The organism is Blautia sp. AF19-1, assembly GCF_003479155.1.
Classification (GTDB): Bacteria; Bacillota; Clostridia; order Lachnospirales; family Lachnospiraceae; genus Fusicatenibacter; species Fusicatenibacter saccharivorans.
The window spans coordinates 64,022-79,915 of record NZ_QUGQ01000019.1 but is presented as its reverse complement, the minus strand read 5'-3'; the positions used below and the strand labels follow the sequence as shown (position 1 = coordinate 79,915).

12 protein-coding genes, 1 pseudogene and 1 other annotated feature are annotated in these 15,894 nt (G+C 45.4%); of the genes and pseudogenes, 3 read left to right on the top strand and 10 right to left on the bottom strand.

Annotated elements, in window-relative coordinates; translation table 11 throughout:
- Positions 1-81 precede the first annotated feature (81 nt).
- The 9 genes and pseudogenes from DWX26_RS12825 to DWX26_RS12790 form a co-directional block, all read right to left on the bottom strand.
- On the bottom strand, positions 82-1,041 hold the full coding sequence (locus tag DWX26_RS12825) for a relaxase/mobilization nuclease domain-containing protein (protein WP_330410168.1): 960 nt from the start codon (positions 1,039-1,041) through the stop codon (positions 82-84).
- Between the two features lie 13 nt (positions 1,042-1,054).
- Positions 1,055-1,246 (bottom strand): plasmid mobilization relaxosome protein MobC, encoded by a 192-nt coding sequence (mobC, locus tag DWX26_RS12820; protein ID WP_242991212.1) that lies wholly within the window; start codon positions 1,244-1,246, stop codon positions 1,055-1,057.
- Positions 1,191-1,322: a hypothetical protein gene (locus DWX26_RS17405; protein WP_256372553.1), complete on the bottom strand. Its 132-nt coding sequence runs from the start codon at positions 1,320-1,322 to the stop codon at positions 1,191-1,193. Before DWX26_RS17405 ends, mobC begins: the two co-directional genes overlap by 56 nt.
- Positions 1,323-1,410: 88 nt before the next feature.
- Positions 1,411-3,174: a DEAD/DEAH box helicase gene (locus tag DWX26_RS12815; protein ID WP_147398128.1), complete on the bottom strand. Its 1,764-nt coding sequence runs from the start codon at positions 3,172-3,174 to the stop codon at positions 1,411-1,413.
- Positions 3,175-3,188: 14 nt separating this feature from the next.
- A complete protein-coding gene (locus DWX26_RS12810; RefSeq protein WP_117805368.1) occupies positions 3,189-3,731 on the bottom strand; it encodes a class I SAM-dependent methyltransferase in 543 nt (180 codons plus the stop codon).
- Positions 3,732-4,137: 406 nt separating this feature from the next.
- Positions 4,138-4,515 (bottom strand): annotated as a pseudogene (locus tag DWX26_RS16785) (transposase); the annotation flags it as partial.
- A gap of 127 nt (positions 4,516-4,642) precedes the next feature.
- A complete protein-coding gene (locus DWX26_RS12800) occupies positions 4,643-6,037 on the bottom strand; it encodes a hypothetical protein (protein WP_118601564.1) in 1,395 nt (464 codons plus the stop codon).
- Between the two features lie 195 nt (positions 6,038-6,232).
- The gene (locus DWX26_RS12795; protein ID WP_118601563.1) at positions 6,233-9,619 is read right to left on the bottom strand and encodes a TRAP transporter large permease subunit; all 3,387 of its coding nucleotides are present in this window, start codon (positions 9,617-9,619) and stop codon (positions 6,233-6,235) included.
- On the bottom strand, positions 9,616-10,116 hold the full coding sequence (locus DWX26_RS12790) for a TRAP transporter small permease (protein ID WP_055228267.1): 501 nt from the start codon (positions 10,114-10,116) through the stop codon (positions 9,616-9,618). The genes DWX26_RS12795 and DWX26_RS12790 overlap by 4 nt, the downstream gene beginning before the upstream one ends.
- A 114-nt stretch (positions 10,117-10,230) precedes the next feature.
- Positions 10,231-10,503: a binding site (T-box leader), on the bottom strand.
- A 228-nt stretch (positions 10,504-10,731) separates the two neighbouring features.
- Here DWX26_RS12790 and DWX26_RS12785 point away from each other — a divergent pair.
- Positions 10,732-11,832: an SLC13 family permease gene (locus DWX26_RS12785; protein ID WP_117761537.1), complete on the top strand. Its 1,101-nt coding sequence runs from the start codon at positions 10,732-10,734 to the stop codon at positions 11,830-11,832.
- Positions 11,833-11,937: 105 nt separating this feature from the next.
- Positions 11,938-13,422, top strand: a complete 1,485-nt coding sequence (gene miaB, locus DWX26_RS12780) for a tRNA (N6-isopentenyl adenosine(37)-C2)-methylthiotransferase MiaB (RefSeq protein WP_117761538.1) — start codon at positions 11,938-11,940, stop codon at positions 13,420-13,422.
- 91 nt (positions 13,423-13,513) lie between these two features.
- On the opposite strand, the gene DWX26_RS12775 is transcribed toward miaB, so the two are convergent.
- The gene (locus tag DWX26_RS12775) at positions 13,514-14,863 is read right to left on the bottom strand and encodes an MATE family efflux transporter (RefSeq protein WP_117802303.1); all 1,350 of its coding nucleotides are present in this window, start codon (positions 14,861-14,863) and stop codon (positions 13,514-13,516) included.
- 133 nt (positions 14,864-14,996) lie between these two features.
- Here DWX26_RS12775 and DWX26_RS12770 point away from each other — a divergent pair, with 133 nt between their 5' ends.
- A complete protein-coding gene (locus DWX26_RS12770) occupies positions 14,997-15,878 on the top strand; it encodes an AraC family transcriptional regulator (protein WP_158580613.1) in 882 nt (293 codons plus the stop codon).
- Positions 15,879-15,894: the final 16 nt, after the last annotated feature.

The following is a 15,894-nucleotide window of genomic DNA, read 5'->3' as shown; positions in this document are numbered from 1 at the left end:
ACTACGAAAGAACTATAACACGTTGAAAACTTATTGATCAGCTGAAGCGGAAATGCGTTCAGTTACATCCGGAAAGGCTGATCAGTTCTTAGCGGAATGCGTGGTCCGATGAGCCGGAATTTGCACCATTTCACAAAAAAATACTCGTATATTATTCCGAGCATTCTTCTTGCTATTTATTCTTTCTTGAATATCCACCACCAGGTCAAACTTCCGTTTTTCTGATTTCACAACTTTCTGATCAGATGCTTTTTCTTTTTTCTCAGGTAATTCTTTCTCTCCGGCAATTATTTTTTTCAGATTTTCTTCTGTATAATCTTCTCCCAGAGAACGGAATCTGATAAAACGCTTCTGCTCGTTTCCACATATTGCAGTATGCTTTCCACGTTTAATCTCATACCCTTCCTGCTGCAATAATTTCAGAAGCACTTCAAAATCTTCCGGCTTCTGCTCCAGACACCTCAGAATATCTTCCCGGATGACATCCCTCATACTGATCCGTTCCGGGTACTTTGTTCTCCTTTGTCTCTCACTCGGTTTTACTTTCGGAATGATGGAAAGTCCATGCTCCAGACAGATAATGTCGCTGAGTCTCTGCAAAGCAATTCCCGAAAACCAGAAGTCACGAAACTTCCGGTCACAGTCCAGATTGGTAGAATTGAAAATGATATGATTATGAATATGTGCCCGGTCCACATGCGTTGCCACGATAAAAGCATGCTTCCCTTTAGTGAATCTCATACCGGTTTCATACCCTACTTCATTTGCTTCCTCCGGTGTAATTTCTCCAGGCTTGAAAGACTGGCGGATCTGATATGCAAGTACATCTCCCTTAGGCTGCCGCCATGTTTTATGCAGATATTCTTTTTTTGCCTGAGCAAATTCCAGATCAACCAGCTCCGGATTACACTGATAAGATGAGATATATTTTCCATCTTCTGTCTTGTCCCCGTTCATTGCATAATCTGTTCTGTCTTTCAGACACTGCATCACGCTCCGTCCTTTGTTCTGATGCATTGCTATCAGTTTTGTTGCCGCCATTCTCTCACCTGCCTTACATAATTGCTGTTAATCTGTCCAGCACTTTTCTCATTTCCTGTAAGATTTCCTTCTGATTATTTTTCAATTCTTCAATATCCTCATGGTAAATGCTAACTGTTTCATTTGCTTTTTTTGCATACTGATTCAGATTATTTCCTGATATCTGTAGCAGCCTTAATATTTCTTTTAGATCCGATAGATCCATTACTATCACGCTTCATTATTTTTTCAAGTTCCTCTGGTGTAGCCCGGATATGAATGTCTTTGGTTCTTTCTAACATTCTCCAATTTCCCTTTCAAAACAACATCCCGGAATCGGTTTTCTCTCTGGAACAGGAAGCTGTGGTGTTGTCTATCTGCTCTGTTCTTTCAGTTTCTCCAATACAGGCAGGGCTTGATCATGGCGCCGTACTCATCGACTACGTCAATCACAATCACATTTTTCTTGGTGTCCGTTTTCCGCAGTCCCCTTCCGACCTGCTGCAGATAAAGAACCTTGGAAAGCGTAGGCCTTGCCATCACCAGAATGCCGAGTTCCGGATAATCCCATCCCTCTGAAATCATATTGCAGGCACACAGGAAACGAATTTCCTTTTCTTTGAACGCTTTCATAACAGAACTTTGATTTTTTGTCTGCCTTGTGTAGCTGGCCGCTGAAATATTTGCCTTATTAAGGAGCTTTGCCATTTCGTTCGCATGCGCAACATTGACACAAAAAACAACACCCTGTCTCGTGCCCGCTTCGCCAGACGTAAAATACTCTGAAAGTACGTGGACAATCAGCTCATTTCTTGAAGTGACCCGGATTCTTTTCTCCAGATCCGCATTGACATAATCCCGCCCATTAAACCTTACACTGGAAAGATCAAGATTCGTTTCAATCCGGTAAACATTCGCTTTCGCGACCACTCCCTTTTCCATCGCTTCTTTTAAGGATAACGAAGTCGTATACGATCCAAACACCGTTTCCAGCTTTCTTTTATCCGGCCGCTGATCCGTCGCCGTCAGGCCTATCGTAAAAGCTGTCCGATAGTATTGCACGACTCTTTTCAGCACTGGCGCAACCGCATGATGTGCTTCATCCACGACAAGATAATTGTAATAGTCCGGTGCAGTGTCCGTATAATGTCTGGCCGCGAAGGCATACGTTCGAATATCAATCTTATCTTTTAACTCTGGCAGCGAAGCCTTTATTCTTTCTTCCCAGTCCAGCAAAAGATTGACTCCCGGAACCAGAATCAGGCCACGGAACTTTTGTTTTCCTTCTGCGAATGTCTGTAAATCTTCTTCCACAATTTTCGATTTTCCCGCTGCTGTAGGCAGCACAATCAAAAATGCTTTGATACCCGCTTCTCTGCGCTTTTGTATTTCCTGCAGGCTGACAGTCTGATGTTCATACAGCTCAACTTTTCTTTCAACTTTGATTCCGTCATCCACAAAATTCGAAGAATCTTTTCCAAAATACTGTTTGATATCATCCTCAATCCGACTGGCAAATTCGCAATCCTCTTTGGAAAAGCGAAATAACTTGATCCCCCACAGGGCACACGTATTTTGTTTCTTGAGCTGATTGCGATATTTTTCCTCTCCAATAATTTGCGGATGATGGTAATCAAGGCCGTTTTCTTCGATCGCATATTTCTGATCCTTTGTTCTGACAAAATAATCGAGAAAATAATTCCTTCCATTTTCATCACAGATTCCATATTCCCGCGTCAGATATCTCAGCGCATTCATTCCATAAACACTTGAAAAATTCTCTTCGAAATGAATTTCCAGCGGAGAAGCATCGGCCTGCTCGCTCCGATCTCCTGTGTTTCGTATATAACCGCCTTCCAAGACAATTCCATCTTTGGCAAGATATGAATCCAGATTTTCCCGCACATATCCCAGAAAACGAAACACCCTTTGAAAGCGATGCATATAATCATTCTGCTTCTCCGTAATCAGCATATAGGGAAAAACCGGCTCTTTTGGCTCATGAGAGCAGATACCATCATCAATAACAACCATATCTATCCCATTATCATAAAACCGGGAAATTCCGCCATTTGGATAACACACCTGTTCCCGAAATCTAAAATCTGCGTGTTCTGCTAGAAACCTGTCTTTTTCAATATCAGATTCAGCCACTTTTCCTTCTCCCTTCACGGTCTTACATCATCCGTAAGCCACTCTTCTTCTATTCGAATCTGCTCCACATCCTTGATAAAATCAGAAAAAGTATCCGGTGTGAAATCCGTAAAAAAACGGCCGCTTCTTTCGCCTTCAAACGTTCCATATTTAAAGGAGGTATAAATAATCCCATTAGTGTCCAACGCTGTTACCATCTTATGGAATACCATTTTTAATTCTTTTTTCGGTAAATGCAGAATCGATAAACACGCCCAGATGCCGTCATATTGATTCATCTCATCCAAATCCTGAAACATCATGTTTTTTACCAGAATACCGGTATAGGCACTGGCGTATTTGCACAGTTCTTCTGAACCGTCCAGCGCCGTAACAACAAGACCGTTTCCCAGAAAATACTTCGTGTCTCTTCCGGAACCACACCCGAAATCCAGCACTCTCTTTCCCGGCAAAGCGTTTAAAAATTTATCCTGCGTCGTCTGGAAATCTACAGAAACAGTGCCTTGTATGAAAGAAGCTGCGTTTTGGTTGTAATAAGCGATTGTTTGGTTTTCCATATTGTGATGATCTCCTTGATAGAAAATATAAAGCATGTGCTGTGCAAAACTGTTTTCTCTGTTTTAAACTGAAAACACTTCTTCAGACATTTTATAGATACTTACTTGTCAAGTTCATTATATGCCTTTTTTACGATCTGCGCCATCAATAATCTTCTCTGCTTCAGAAATTCAGGATACGATAACTGCTCAAAATTCTCAGGTAATGCATTCTGAGCACAGGCAAGCCTGTATCCTTCTTCTCCTAATTTCTCTCGGTACCGGCAGACATATTCCGCCGGAGCTTCATCGGAAATATCAATGTTTGTTGTATAGTCCAAGTATGTAAAGTTCGCAATCTGGTTTCTGTCACGGTCATTATCGTACCCGATCTTTTCAAGATAATGTTTCGGAAAGATATGATGCTTGCCGCAGTGTCTGTAACCTGTTTGCCATACTGTAAAGCATCGTATATCATGTTTCGAACCGGCATTGCATAATGAATGTCTGTCTGATTTTCGATTCCAAGAAGCAGATAATACGTTTCCGATTCCTGCATAACCGCAGCTGTTTTCAATATATCCCGATATTTCTGAACCGGATCTTCTGTCATTTCGGTTATCTCTTTTGCCTCTTTTCTCTCTTTCTTTGCGCCAAACGATATGGCAATCTCTGTTGAATCAACTTCTGTCAGTTTTTCTGGATTAATAACTTTTCTTCCATTGTAGATAAGATAATTGAACGCATCTGCAAAAATGTTACTCTTTCGCATGTATGCTTTGGTAACAATATCCGGTTTTCCCATGTGCATACACCTCCTCAAAAATATTTCAGAGAAGTCTGCACCCTTCCAGTTGTTTTTCAACTTATCACGAATTGGCAGCTCTATCAAGTTGAAAATATGAACTGCGAACATCCTTCTTAAGAAGTCACTATAGCAAATTCACTACAATCCGGTCTATCCCGCGCAGCCCATACATTTTCCCCATCGCCTCCGGCTCCTGCAAGATCGACAAATCAATCCCAAACAACGAATTATACCTCCCCATCATCCGCAAATGCTCCGGATACAAAAACGCCTGTTCTTCACAGAATCTATGGCACTTCCGCACCGGCGTCTGCGCGCCGCGGCTTCCTTTAGTACATGCTGCATACAGTGGACAGTACTGTGAGGTATTGGTCTGATAAAATGGAAGATGCATACTGTTTTTCCCTTCTGGAAACTTCCTTGTACTGGTATCGCCGCAGCTCTCCCATTCATACCGTTCCATCCGAAATTCTTCTTTTAAATATTCCTGGTAAAACGCCGCATGAACGCTATTTTGTTCAAACAGCGTCCGGTTTCCCAGCTTATAGGCCATCCGTGGATCTTTTTTTCGCTTGTTGAGCAGCACGCCAAGGCAGAGAGAAAACACCGGAAGCTGAGCTGCCAGATGGGCCGTTCCCCAGTCATTTACGACAATCTCAATGGTTTTGTTCTTTTGTTCACACCATCTGGCAAGATGCTGCAGACGTGCTTGCGTTTCCGTCAGATTTTCTTCCAGCAAAAATGGAAAAGTAAGCGTAATTGAAAATGACTCCCGGCAGGCTTTATCCATCAGTGCGAACAGTTCCTCTTCCGTTGGTGCCAGATGCGGGCAGAAAGCATTTCCTATATAGAGCCGATCCGGGTGAAAAACCGGCGGATCTGCAATCTGGTTTCTCCGAAAATAAGCATCAAAAAACACCGCACTTTCCATCGAAAGATACGCCTTATACCATTCCGGCCGGTCCAGTTCGAGCGCCAGCTCAATCGGCTGCCCGGATCCGGCAGCACTATTTTGCAATGCCACAAAGGTTTCCTTCGTAATTCCGGAAAACCATACTTTTTTCTGCTCTTCCAGACTTTCCAGATGAAACGCGTCCTGCTCCGCAGGATATCCTGTTATCTCTTCTGCAAGCGCGGCATCATCATCTTCCATCTTCCACCGGATATACTGGCTGTATTGCAGGGCAAGGCGCTGTACCGCATTTTGATAATCTTCCTGTTCCGTGGCGAAAGTATAAACAACATCAAAATCTTCCTCTTTTTCCTGCAGAAAAGTCGCATCACGAAGAAGAATCCGCTGGTAGGATGCTGTTTTCTGATCGTAAAATGCCAGTTCCCACGGCGCATTTTTCTGCTCAACTGTAGTCGGTGTCGCAAGACGGGTCTGAAAGCCATATTCTGAAATTGCCGTGATCCGCACTTCCTTATCTCCCCAGTATCCCGCTAGGATTCCAAACGGCAGCATGGAAATCCATGGCCATTGACTGATTTCTTTTTCCCGTTCTTTTTTCTGTTTCATTGATTCAAATCTCCTGTTTTCTGATACCATCCAGTATACCTGTTTTCCTGGAAAACTCAAATAAAAAAATCCACCCACGCCCGGAAGCAGTCTCACCAGAGACCTCCAAGTCATGGATGAATTTTTATTTTCTACCAAATATGTAGTTTGTTACATTATTTTTTCAGGCAAACTCAGCAAATCTTATAAAGATGTTCACGAAGCTGCCTCTTTTGTAAACGTCTCAATCAACTCTTTGGCATCATCATATCCCTGTCCTTCCAGTTCTTTCTGATACCACTCGTCTACGCCGTCTACTGCCTGTTTGAACGAATCGATGTCCATATCCTCATAATTGGTAATGGTAACACCATTTTCATTCTGCCAGCGGTTCATGATTTCATCATCACCGGCGCGGTTGATTTCACGCTCATACTGTGTTGCCAGACGACCGCACTCATCGATCACTTCCTGCTGCTCCGGTGTCATACTGTCATAAATGACTCCGTTAATACAGAAGAACAGACAATCATAAATTGCATTCCACATCGAGCAGTACGGCTGTACTTCCTGTACGCTAGCTGCATCGATAGCAGGAAGTGGATTTTCCTGGCCTTCTACGGTTTTCTGCTGCAGGGCCGTGTAGGTCTCGGACCAGTTCATGTTGGTGGCATCGACGCCCCAGCGTTTGTAGCATTCCATCAGCAGGTTGCTTCCTGCCACACGGATTTTCAGGTTTTTCATATCATCGACGGTTTTTACTTCCTGCTTGCTGTTGGTCAGCTGACGGAAACCGTTCTCAGCGATTCCCATGCAGTGCAGGCCGTACTCATCAAGGATCTCTTTCAATTTTTCTCCTGCCTCGCCGTCCAGTTTTGCATCCGCATCTTCTACGGAATCAAACAGGAACGGAAGAGATACGACGTTAAATCTTGGGTCAAACGCAGAGTAAATCAGGTTGCTGTGCATCGAAATCTGTACCGGGTCTCCATCGATCAGTGCCTGGATACCCTCGGACTGGTTTCCATTGGTCAGCTGGTCTGCAGCGTATACGTTGACTTTGATCTTGCCGCCGGTTGCTTTTTCGATCAGTTCTCCAAACTTCCGGCCGCCTTCTGCCCAGGTACTGGTTTCTGTCGTGGAGCAGGTGAAGTTCCAGGTCTGCTCCGGCCAGTCGAGATCGCTTCTGTCTTCTACATCATACGTGCCTGCAGAAGAAGTATCTTTCTTGGTAAAGGCCTCGATCAGATCTTTGGCATCGTCATAACCTGCGCTTTCCAGTTCCTTCTGATACCACTCATCCACACCGTCTACCGCCTGTTTGAAGGAGTCGATGTCCATATCTTCGTATTTGGTGATCTTGACACCGTTCTCGTTCTGCCAGCGATCCATAATCTCATCGTCGCCGGCACGGTTGATGGCACGTTCGTAGTCTACTGCTTTCTGTCCGGCCTCATCGACAACTTTCTGCTGTTCCGGAGTCAGATTGTTATAGATATCTCCGTTAATACAGAAGAACAGGCAGTCATAAATCGCATTCCACATCGAGCAGTACGGCTGTACTTCCTGTACGCTGGCTGCGTCGATAGCCGGCAGCGGATTCTCCTGGCCTTCCACGGTTTTCTGCTGCAGGGCGGTGTAGGTCTCGGACCAGTTCATGTTGGTCGCATCGGCGCCCCAGCGTTTGTAACACTCCATCAGCAGGTTACTTCCTGCGACACGGATTTTCAGGTTTTTCATATCATCGACGGTTTTTACTTCCTGCTTGCTGTTGGTCAGCTGGCGGAAACCGTTCTCGGCGATTCCCATGCAGTGCAGGCCGTACTCATCGAGGATTGCTTTTAATTTTTCGCCTGCCTCGCCGTCCAGTTTTGCATCCGCATCTTCTACGGAATCAAACAGGAACGGAAGAGATACGACGTTAAATCTCGGGTCAAACGCAGAGTAAATCAGGTTGCTGTGCATCGAAATCTGTACCGGGTCTCCGTTCATCAGTGCCTGGATTCCCTCGGACTGGTTTCCGTTGGTCAGCTGGTCTGCGGCGTATACATTGACTTTGATCTTGCCGCCGGTTGCTTTTTCCATGAGCTCGCCGAACTTGCGTCCGCCTTCTGCCCAGGTACTGTTCTCGGTGGTGGAGCAGGTAAAGTTCCAGGTCTGCTCTTCCCATCCAAGGTCACTGTAATCAGCGATATCATTGTAATCCTCATTGCCGGAGGAATTTCCTGCTGTGCTGCCATCCGCACCATCGCCACTGGAAGTATCGGAATTCGTTGCTGCAGCTACCGTTCCGGTATAAGCTCCGTCTTTTGCCAGTGCTTTTGGAAGGAACGTGGAAATCTGCGGAACATACGTAATCAGAAGCAGAACTGCTACCGATGCTGCGATCATTGGCATAACGGCTTTGGAAATCTGCTGAATGGTAACTTCCATTCCTTTTTTCAGTTTTACGGAAATGGCAACAAACAGGTTGACACCAACCGGTGGAGTTACCTGTCCGATGGCCAGGTTGACGGTTGCCACGATACCGAATGCTACCAGGTCATAGCCAAGGGCTTTACAGACCGGAAGCATAATCGGGATGAAAATATACATGGCAGAGTTTGCATCGATAAAGCATCCTGCAAGCAGGAAAATGATATTGACAATCAGAAGGAATACAAACTGGTTATGAGCAACGCTTCCAAGAAGATCCGATGCTGCCTGCGCAATACCAAACTTTGTGCAGACAAAGGAGAACAGAGAAGCACTTGCGACGATCAGCATAATTCCACCGGTTGTTTTGGCAGAATCTACCATCAGATCCCACAGGTCTTTCAGTTTGATCTCTTTATAAATAAAGATTCCGACAAACAGACCGTATACAACGGAAACGGCAGCTGCCTCGGTCGGGGTGAAAACACTTCCATAGATACCGCCAAGGATGATGACCGGCATTAAGAATCCCCAGAAAGCATCTTTAAAAGCATCCCATCTTTCTTTGACTGTTGCTTTTTTCTGGGTCGGCTGAATGTTGTGTTTCTTTGCCTCCAGAAGAACAACGATGACAAGGGCCACACCCATCAGAATACCAGGAAAAATACCTGCTGTGAACATATCGGCAATGGATACGCCTGTGATGGATGCATAAACAACGAATGCAATACTCGGCGGTATGACGATCGCAATCGAACTTGACGTCGCCATCAGGGCCGTGGAAAACGGAGCAGAAAATCCGCCTCGCTCAATCATGGCAGGGATCAGAACCATACCAAGTGCTGCTACGGTTGCCGGACCGGAACCGGAAATCGCACCAAAGAAGCAGGCTACGATAACGCATACGATGGCGATACCGCCTTTTTTATGGCCGACGCAGGTGTCGACGAAACGAATCAGTCGTTTGGAAATGCCCGCTTTTGCCATAATGTTTCCGGACAATACAAAGAACGGAATGGCAAGGAGCAAAAATTTACTGATACCGGAATACATATTGGTTGCTACGATGGTCAGGGATGTACCGGAGTACAGGATCGCGCAGATCGAAGACAGACCAAGGCAGATGCCAATCGGGATACCAAGGATCAGAAAAACAAAGAATGAAAGAAAAAGAATTGCACTGATCATTTTTTCTGTCCCTCCTCTTTTGCTTTTACGAATGTATCAATCAGATATTCGATCATGTGCAGCGTCATGCAGGCTGCGCCGATCGGTACGAAAGACCAGAAAATCCATTCCGGCCAGTTTAAAACGAACGTTCTCTTTCCGTTGGCAAGCTGGGTCAGTACCTTGTCCATGCCGTATTTAAACAGAACTACGGTAAAGGCAACACTAAATGCTGTGTTGACAACCAGCAGGATTCTTCTCGCCTTCGCAGAAAGACGGTCCGGCAGCAAAGAAAGATTGACCAGTTCTCCGTCACGGGCAGCAAGCGCTGCTGCGAGAAGTGTAATCAGGACAAATACCGCAACGACAAGCTCTTCGGTAAATGACCAGGACTGATGCAGTACCTTACGGGAAAGAACGTTTCCCACCGTAAGCACAACAATCAGGATCGTGGACAGCACGAGAACCAGTTTCTCAACAAATGCCAGTCCATTCATGATTTTTTTGTACACTTTCATATGTTTCCTCCCTTTTCCCGCTGTCAGGTACAATGTTCCAGCAGGATCTATTCTTTGCCAGGCTGTATTACCGGGGTGAATTTGCAGCTGACAAACAAAAAAATCCGCCCCTCAACGAGGGACGGAACTGTTCTTTTCCCGCAACCACCCTTGTCTCTTCTTTGAAACAAGCACGAATACAACGCACAAGCATACGCGGTTTCTGTAACGGGAAACTCCCGTGAAAACCTACTGGAATTCCGGCACATAGTACGATACACGGCCGATTCGTTGGGCTTTCCTTCTCCAAGATGATTTTCAATCCAGATTCGTTGCTGTCTCGCACCTTTCCGGCAGCTCTCTGAAAACGATTTGTCTGCATTTACTTTTTCTTTTCTCAGAATTTGGTTTTACACGACAGAAGCAATTTTAACGCGATTTTTGTTGATTGTCAAGAATTGGTTGGAAAAATTTGTCGATTTTTTGAAAAACCGCATTTTTTTCGGTTTCGGACCTTTTTCTTGCATCTTTTCCATATCTTTTATATAATAATCTGCGGTATCCGAAATATGCAGCCTGATTTTTCATCTCGATCTTCCAACATCAGTCCTGCTTATTCATGAAAGGATGATTTTTATGATAAAAAAACTGATTTCCTTTTTTCAAAAAGATGCAGTGCTTACCGTCTCTTTTTTTCTTGCAGTGCTTTCCTTCTTTTTCTGTCCTCCCGGTCCACAGTATCTTGGCTATCTGGATTTTCATACTCTGATCCTGCTGTTCTGTCTGATGCTGATTGTCGCGGGCCTGCGGGAATGTGGCGTATTTGACTGGCTTGGCACCAGTCTTCTCCGGCATGTAAACTCAGAACGGATGGTTGCTCTGCTTCTGATTTCCCTGTGCTTTTTCTGCAGCATGCTGATTACCAATGATGTCGCTCTGATTACCTTTGTTCCGTTTGGCATTCTGCTTCTGCGAATGTGCCATATGGAGCAGAAAAAAATACTTCTTGTCACCTTTATGACCATGGCTGCAAACCTTGGCAGTATGTTTACTCCTATCGGCAATCCGCAGAATCTTTATCTGTATTCGCTTTCCGGACTTTCCCTTTTGCAGTTTCTGCTTATGATGCTGCCCTATACTCTGGGTGCTGCAGTTCTTTTTCTGATCTGCATTTTTCTGTTTTTCTCCGGAAAGAAAATTTCCGTTTCCCTGGAGAAAAAAGCGATTACTCATCCGCGGCAAATCGTAGTTTTTGCAGCTCTTTTTTTCTGCTGTATTCTTACGGTTGCCAAACTTCTCCCGCATAGTATTCTGCTTCTGATCACGATTGCCGGGATCTGCCTGGTGAACCGCAGCCTTTACCGCAGAGCAGACTACTCTCTTTTGTTCACTTTTGTGTTTTTCTTTCTTTTTATTGGAAACATGAAACAAATGGCAGCGCTTCGTATTTATCTGGAACAGATGATTACCGGACACGAACGGCTTCTTTCCGTCCTCACAAGCCAGATCATCAGCAATGTTCCTGCCGCCATGCTGCTTTCCGGATATACAAAAGAAATCCCGGAACTGATTGTAGGAACCAACCTCGGCGGCCTCGGGACTTTAATTGCATCTATGGCAAGCCTGATCTCTTATCGCCAGATTACGGCCGCAGACGCTTCCTGCCGCAAAAAATATATCCTGATTTTTACTGTTTTCAATCTTGTTTTTCTTGCTATTTTGTATCAGATACGCTAAAATAAAAAGAAGATCCGGCTGTACGGGTCTTTTTTCACGGCATTTTATACCGTCTCATTATTACTGTACTTAGCATTTTATATTGAAAAAGAAAGGGTTTCATTTATGAAGATAGATCTCAGAAACGTTCCGGATGCCGAGGTTTCCGGCATTGATCTTGCAAATGTTGACATTACTGTTCCGGCACCGGAGACAGAACCGCAGCGTCAGTATTACTTTATGGCACTTTTAAAACAGCAGCTCGTACCGGAGCGTGCAAAACAAAACGGAAAAGAGTATCTGACTGCCTGCATCACAACCTTCGGCTGCCAGATGAACGCCCGCGATTCCGAAAAACTGGAGGGAATTCTGGAAACCGTCGGCTACCACATTGTGGAGACCGAAGATGCCGATTTTGTTGTTTACAACACCTGTACCGTCCGTGAAAACGCAAATCTGCGTGTCTACGGTCGTCTTGGACAGCTTGGCAAGTACAAAAAGAAAAATCCGGGCATGATTATTTCCCTCTGCGGATGCATGATGCAGGAGCCGCTTGTTGTCGAAAAACTCAAAAAAAGCTACCATTTCGTCAACCTGATTTTCGGAACGCATAATATCTACCGCTTTGCCGAGTATCTTGTCCGGTGCATGACAGAGGACCGCATGGTGATTGATATCTGGAAAGATACCGACAAAATCGTGGAAAATCTCCCGGTTGACCGCAAATATCCGTTCAAGTCGGGTGTTAATATTATGTTCGGCTGCAATAACTTCTGCAGCTACTGTATCGTACCGTATGTGCGCGGCCGCGAACGCAGCCGGAAGCCGGAGGAAATCATCGCAGAGATCAAACGCCTCGTTGCAGACGGCGTTGTTGAAATCATGCTGCTTGGTCAGAATGTCAATTCCTACGGAAAGAATCTCGAGGAGCCGATGACGTTTGCACAGCTTCTGCGCAAGGCAAATCAGATTGAAGGGCTGAAACGCATCCGTTTCATGACCTCACATCCGAAGGATCTTTCGGAAGAACTGATCGATGCAATGCGCGACTGCGAGAAGGTCTGCCTCCATCTTCATCTTCCGCTCCAGTCCGGAAGCAGCCGTATCTTAAAACTGATGAACCGCCGTTATACCAAAGAGCAGTATCTCGACCTGGTAGACCGAATCCGCGCAAAAGTGCCGGATATTTCTCTGACAACAGATATTATCGTTGGTTTCCCTGGTGAGACCGAAGAAGATTTTCTGGAAACACTGGATGTGGTCCGCCGCGTTCGTTACGACAGCGCGTTTACCTTCCAGTATTCCAGAAGAACCGGAACACCGGCAGCTGCCATGGAAGACCAGATCCCGGCGGATGTTGTAAAAGACCGTTTTGACCGTCTTCTTGCCGAGGTTCAGGAAATTTCCCGCGAGGTAACCGCAAGACATCTTCATACCGTACAGGAAGTTCTGGTGGAAAGTATCAATGAGCAGGACGCTTCTCTTGTCACCGGCCGTATGAGCAACAATACGCTGGTTCATTTCCCGGGAGATGCTTCGATGATCGGAACGCTGCGGAACGTTTCCCTGGACGAATGCCGCGGCTTCTACTATATGGGAACGCTTGTTTAACCAAAAGACCCTGCCCGCACAGTTTTTCAGTCTTTGAAAAGACTATGTTACAAAGCTGTGCAGGCAGGGTTTTTATATATAACTTCTCCTTTTATCCTCTCACATCTGGAGTTTTCCCGGAGAGCCGCCTCTGATAAAAAAAGTAGGTAATCATAAGCATAACTCCAGCTCCGACCCATGCGGAAATTTCTGCGAATGCCACTCCGCGGAACGCAAGGCGCGGTGCTAAAAGCAGCACAACCATGACGCGCATGGCAACCTCCACAATCCCGGACACCATCGGCAGAACTGTTTTTCCCATTCCCTGGCAGGCGTTTCGGAAGACAAACAGCCAGCCAAGGGCGAACAGGGCAACTCCGGTAACCGGCAGAAAGATACAGGTATAGGAAATGACTGTCGCATCATTCAGCATCAGGGATGCCAGAAACTTCGGGCAGAAAATTTCCAGTGCTGCAAAAGGAAGATTGACAAGGACAGAAAGCACGACACCTGCCCTGACTCCCTGTTTGATCCGGTCGTATTTTCCGGCTCCATAATTTTGTCCTGTAAAAGTCAGAAGTGCAAGTCCAAGTGTTATACCCGGCTGCTCGAACAGACCGCACACCTTCATACATGCAGCATAAGCTGCGACATAAGCCGTTCCCATCTGATTGACAAAAACCTGAAGGACCATACCGCCCACCGCAGTTACAGAATTCATCACAGCTACCGGCAGGCCTTTTCCAACGAGTGCGCCAAGAAGTACACCATCTGCCCTCCAGTCTGTTTTCCGCGGAAGCAGTTCTGCGGCGCGCCGGATATATACCAGACAGTAAAGGGCAGAAACCACCTGCGCCAGAACCGTTGCAAGCGCCGCTCCAAACACGCCCATGCCAAACGGAAATACAAATAGAAGATCCAGCACAATATTGACCACCGACGAAACGATCATAGAAGCCAGCGGCACTTTACTGTTTCCGACGGACCGGAGCAGCGTCATGGCAAAGTTATTAAAAATGGTAACGGTACTGCCCGCCAGAATGGTTCCAAAATAAACCAGAGTGTCTGTCATCATATCCTCCGGTGTCTGGAGAAAGACAAACAGACGGCGCATCCAAAACAGACTGCCCACCGTAATTACAATTCCAATGGCAAGGCAGATATAAACCGACATCGCAATTTCTTTCCGCAGTTTTTCGATATCATTCGCTCCAAAGGAGTGGGAAATACAGATCCCAAGTCCTCCGGTAAGCCCCATGGCAAAGCCGAGAATCAAAAAATGTACCGAACTGGTATTTCCAACCGCTGCCAGGGCCACATCTCCGATCCCCTTTCCAACGACCATGGAATCCACAAAGCTGTAAAGCTGCTGAAAAAGATTTCCGATCAGAATCGGCAGGAAAAACTGAAAAATCAGCTTCATGCTGTTGCCCTGCGTCATATCATTTGTTGTTTTTTGCATGATGATAATCTTGTAACCTTTCCTTTCTTCATTCCTTCTTGCAAATCATATAAAATCACTATATACTAAAAGAAGTTTGTTTCCATCCACAGTCAGTATGGAACATCCACTACGAACGAAAAGTGAGACATCTATGAATAACTTATATGAATATATCGACCCCATCGCCTCTCCTTATGAGGCTTTTCTTTTTGACAGCACGCGGGACTCCCTTCCGATTCCTGCTCACTGGCACTATTATGTAGAACTTCTCTACGTTCTGAAAGGAGAAATTGAGGTTTCCCTTGATAATGTGACATCCATCGGAACGGAAGGATCTGTGATCCTTTTTCCGCCCAAATGCGTTCATTCCATCGCGCTTGCAAAGGGGTCTGTTCCGGTGCAGTATGATGTGATTAAATTTGACCCCAATCTTCTGCCCACCTGCAAGACGGATGAGCTGGATCTGCGTTCGATTCTGCACGGCATCCACACGTTCCGCTGCCCCTGTATTTTTTCTCCGGAGCAGGTACGGAAAATGAACCTTTTTCCTCTTTTTTCGGATATTCTTAAGGAATACCGGGATAAAGAGCTTGGCTATTCCATGATTCTTACAGCGGATCTTCGGAAAATCATCAGCCGTTTTATACGGAACTGGCAAAAAAGCGGGACTTCTTTTCCGTCTCCCGGCGTGCATCCTTCCTACGAAATCAGTTTTGACCTGATTTCCGAATACATTGATTCCCATTATTTTGAAGAACTGACCGTAGAGAAACTTGCCGCCATGTGCAACATGTCGCACTCCACATTTTCCATGAATTTTTACCGCCGCTACAATATGACCTGCAAAGAATATATTACGGCAACCCGAATCAATGCGGCAGAAAACATGCTGCTTTTTTCCAGTCACGATGTTTCTTTTATTGCCAGAGAAGTCGGCTATCCGGACTGCAGCTATTTCATCCGGTGTTATAAAAAAATAAAAGGAATCACACCGAAACAGGCCAGAAAAATCCAGGCAGAAAAAAATAAATAACGTTATTTTGCAGAAA

Bases quoted from the DNA above. Each gene is read 5' to 3' on its own strand.
- DWX26_RS12825 (WP_330410168.1), bottom strand. From the start codon at position 1,041: ATGGCGGCAACAAAACTGATAGCAATGCATCAGAACAAAGGACGGAGC.
- mobC (WP_242991212.1), bottom strand. From the start codon at position 1,246: ATGGATCTATCGGATCTAAAAGAAATATTAAGGCTGCTACAGATATCA.
- DWX26_RS17405 (WP_256372553.1), bottom strand. From the start codon at position 1,322: ATGTTAGAAAGAACCAAAGACATTCATATCCGGGCTACACCAGAGGAA.
- DWX26_RS12810 (WP_117805368.1), bottom strand. From the start codon at position 3,731: ATGGAAAACCAAACAATCGCTTATTACAACCAAAACGCAGCTTCTTTC.
- DWX26_RS12800 (WP_118601564.1), bottom strand. From the start codon at position 6,037: ATGAAACAGAAAAAAGAACGGGAAAAAGAAATCAGTCAATGGCCATGG.
- DWX26_RS12795 (WP_118601563.1), bottom strand. From the start codon at position 9,619: ATGATCAGTGCAATTCTTTTTCTTTCATTCTTTGTTTTTCTGATCCTT.
- DWX26_RS12790 (WP_055228267.1), bottom strand. From the start codon at position 10,116: ATGAAAGTGTACAAAAAAATCATGAATGGACTGGCATTTGTTGAGAAA.
- DWX26_RS12785 (WP_117761537.1), top strand. From the start codon at position 10,732: ATGATAAAAAAACTGATTTCCTTTTTTCAAAAAGATGCAGTGCTTACC.
- miaB (WP_117761538.1), top strand. From the start codon at position 11,938: ATGAAGATAGATCTCAGAAACGTTCCGGATGCCGAGGTTTCCGGCATT.
- DWX26_RS12775 (WP_117802303.1), bottom strand. From the start codon at position 14,863: ATGCAAAAAACAACAAATGATATGACGCAGGGCAACAGCATGAAGCTG.
- DWX26_RS12770 (WP_158580613.1), top strand. From the start codon at position 14,997: ATGAATAACTTATATGAATATATCGACCCCATCGCCTCTCCTTATGAG.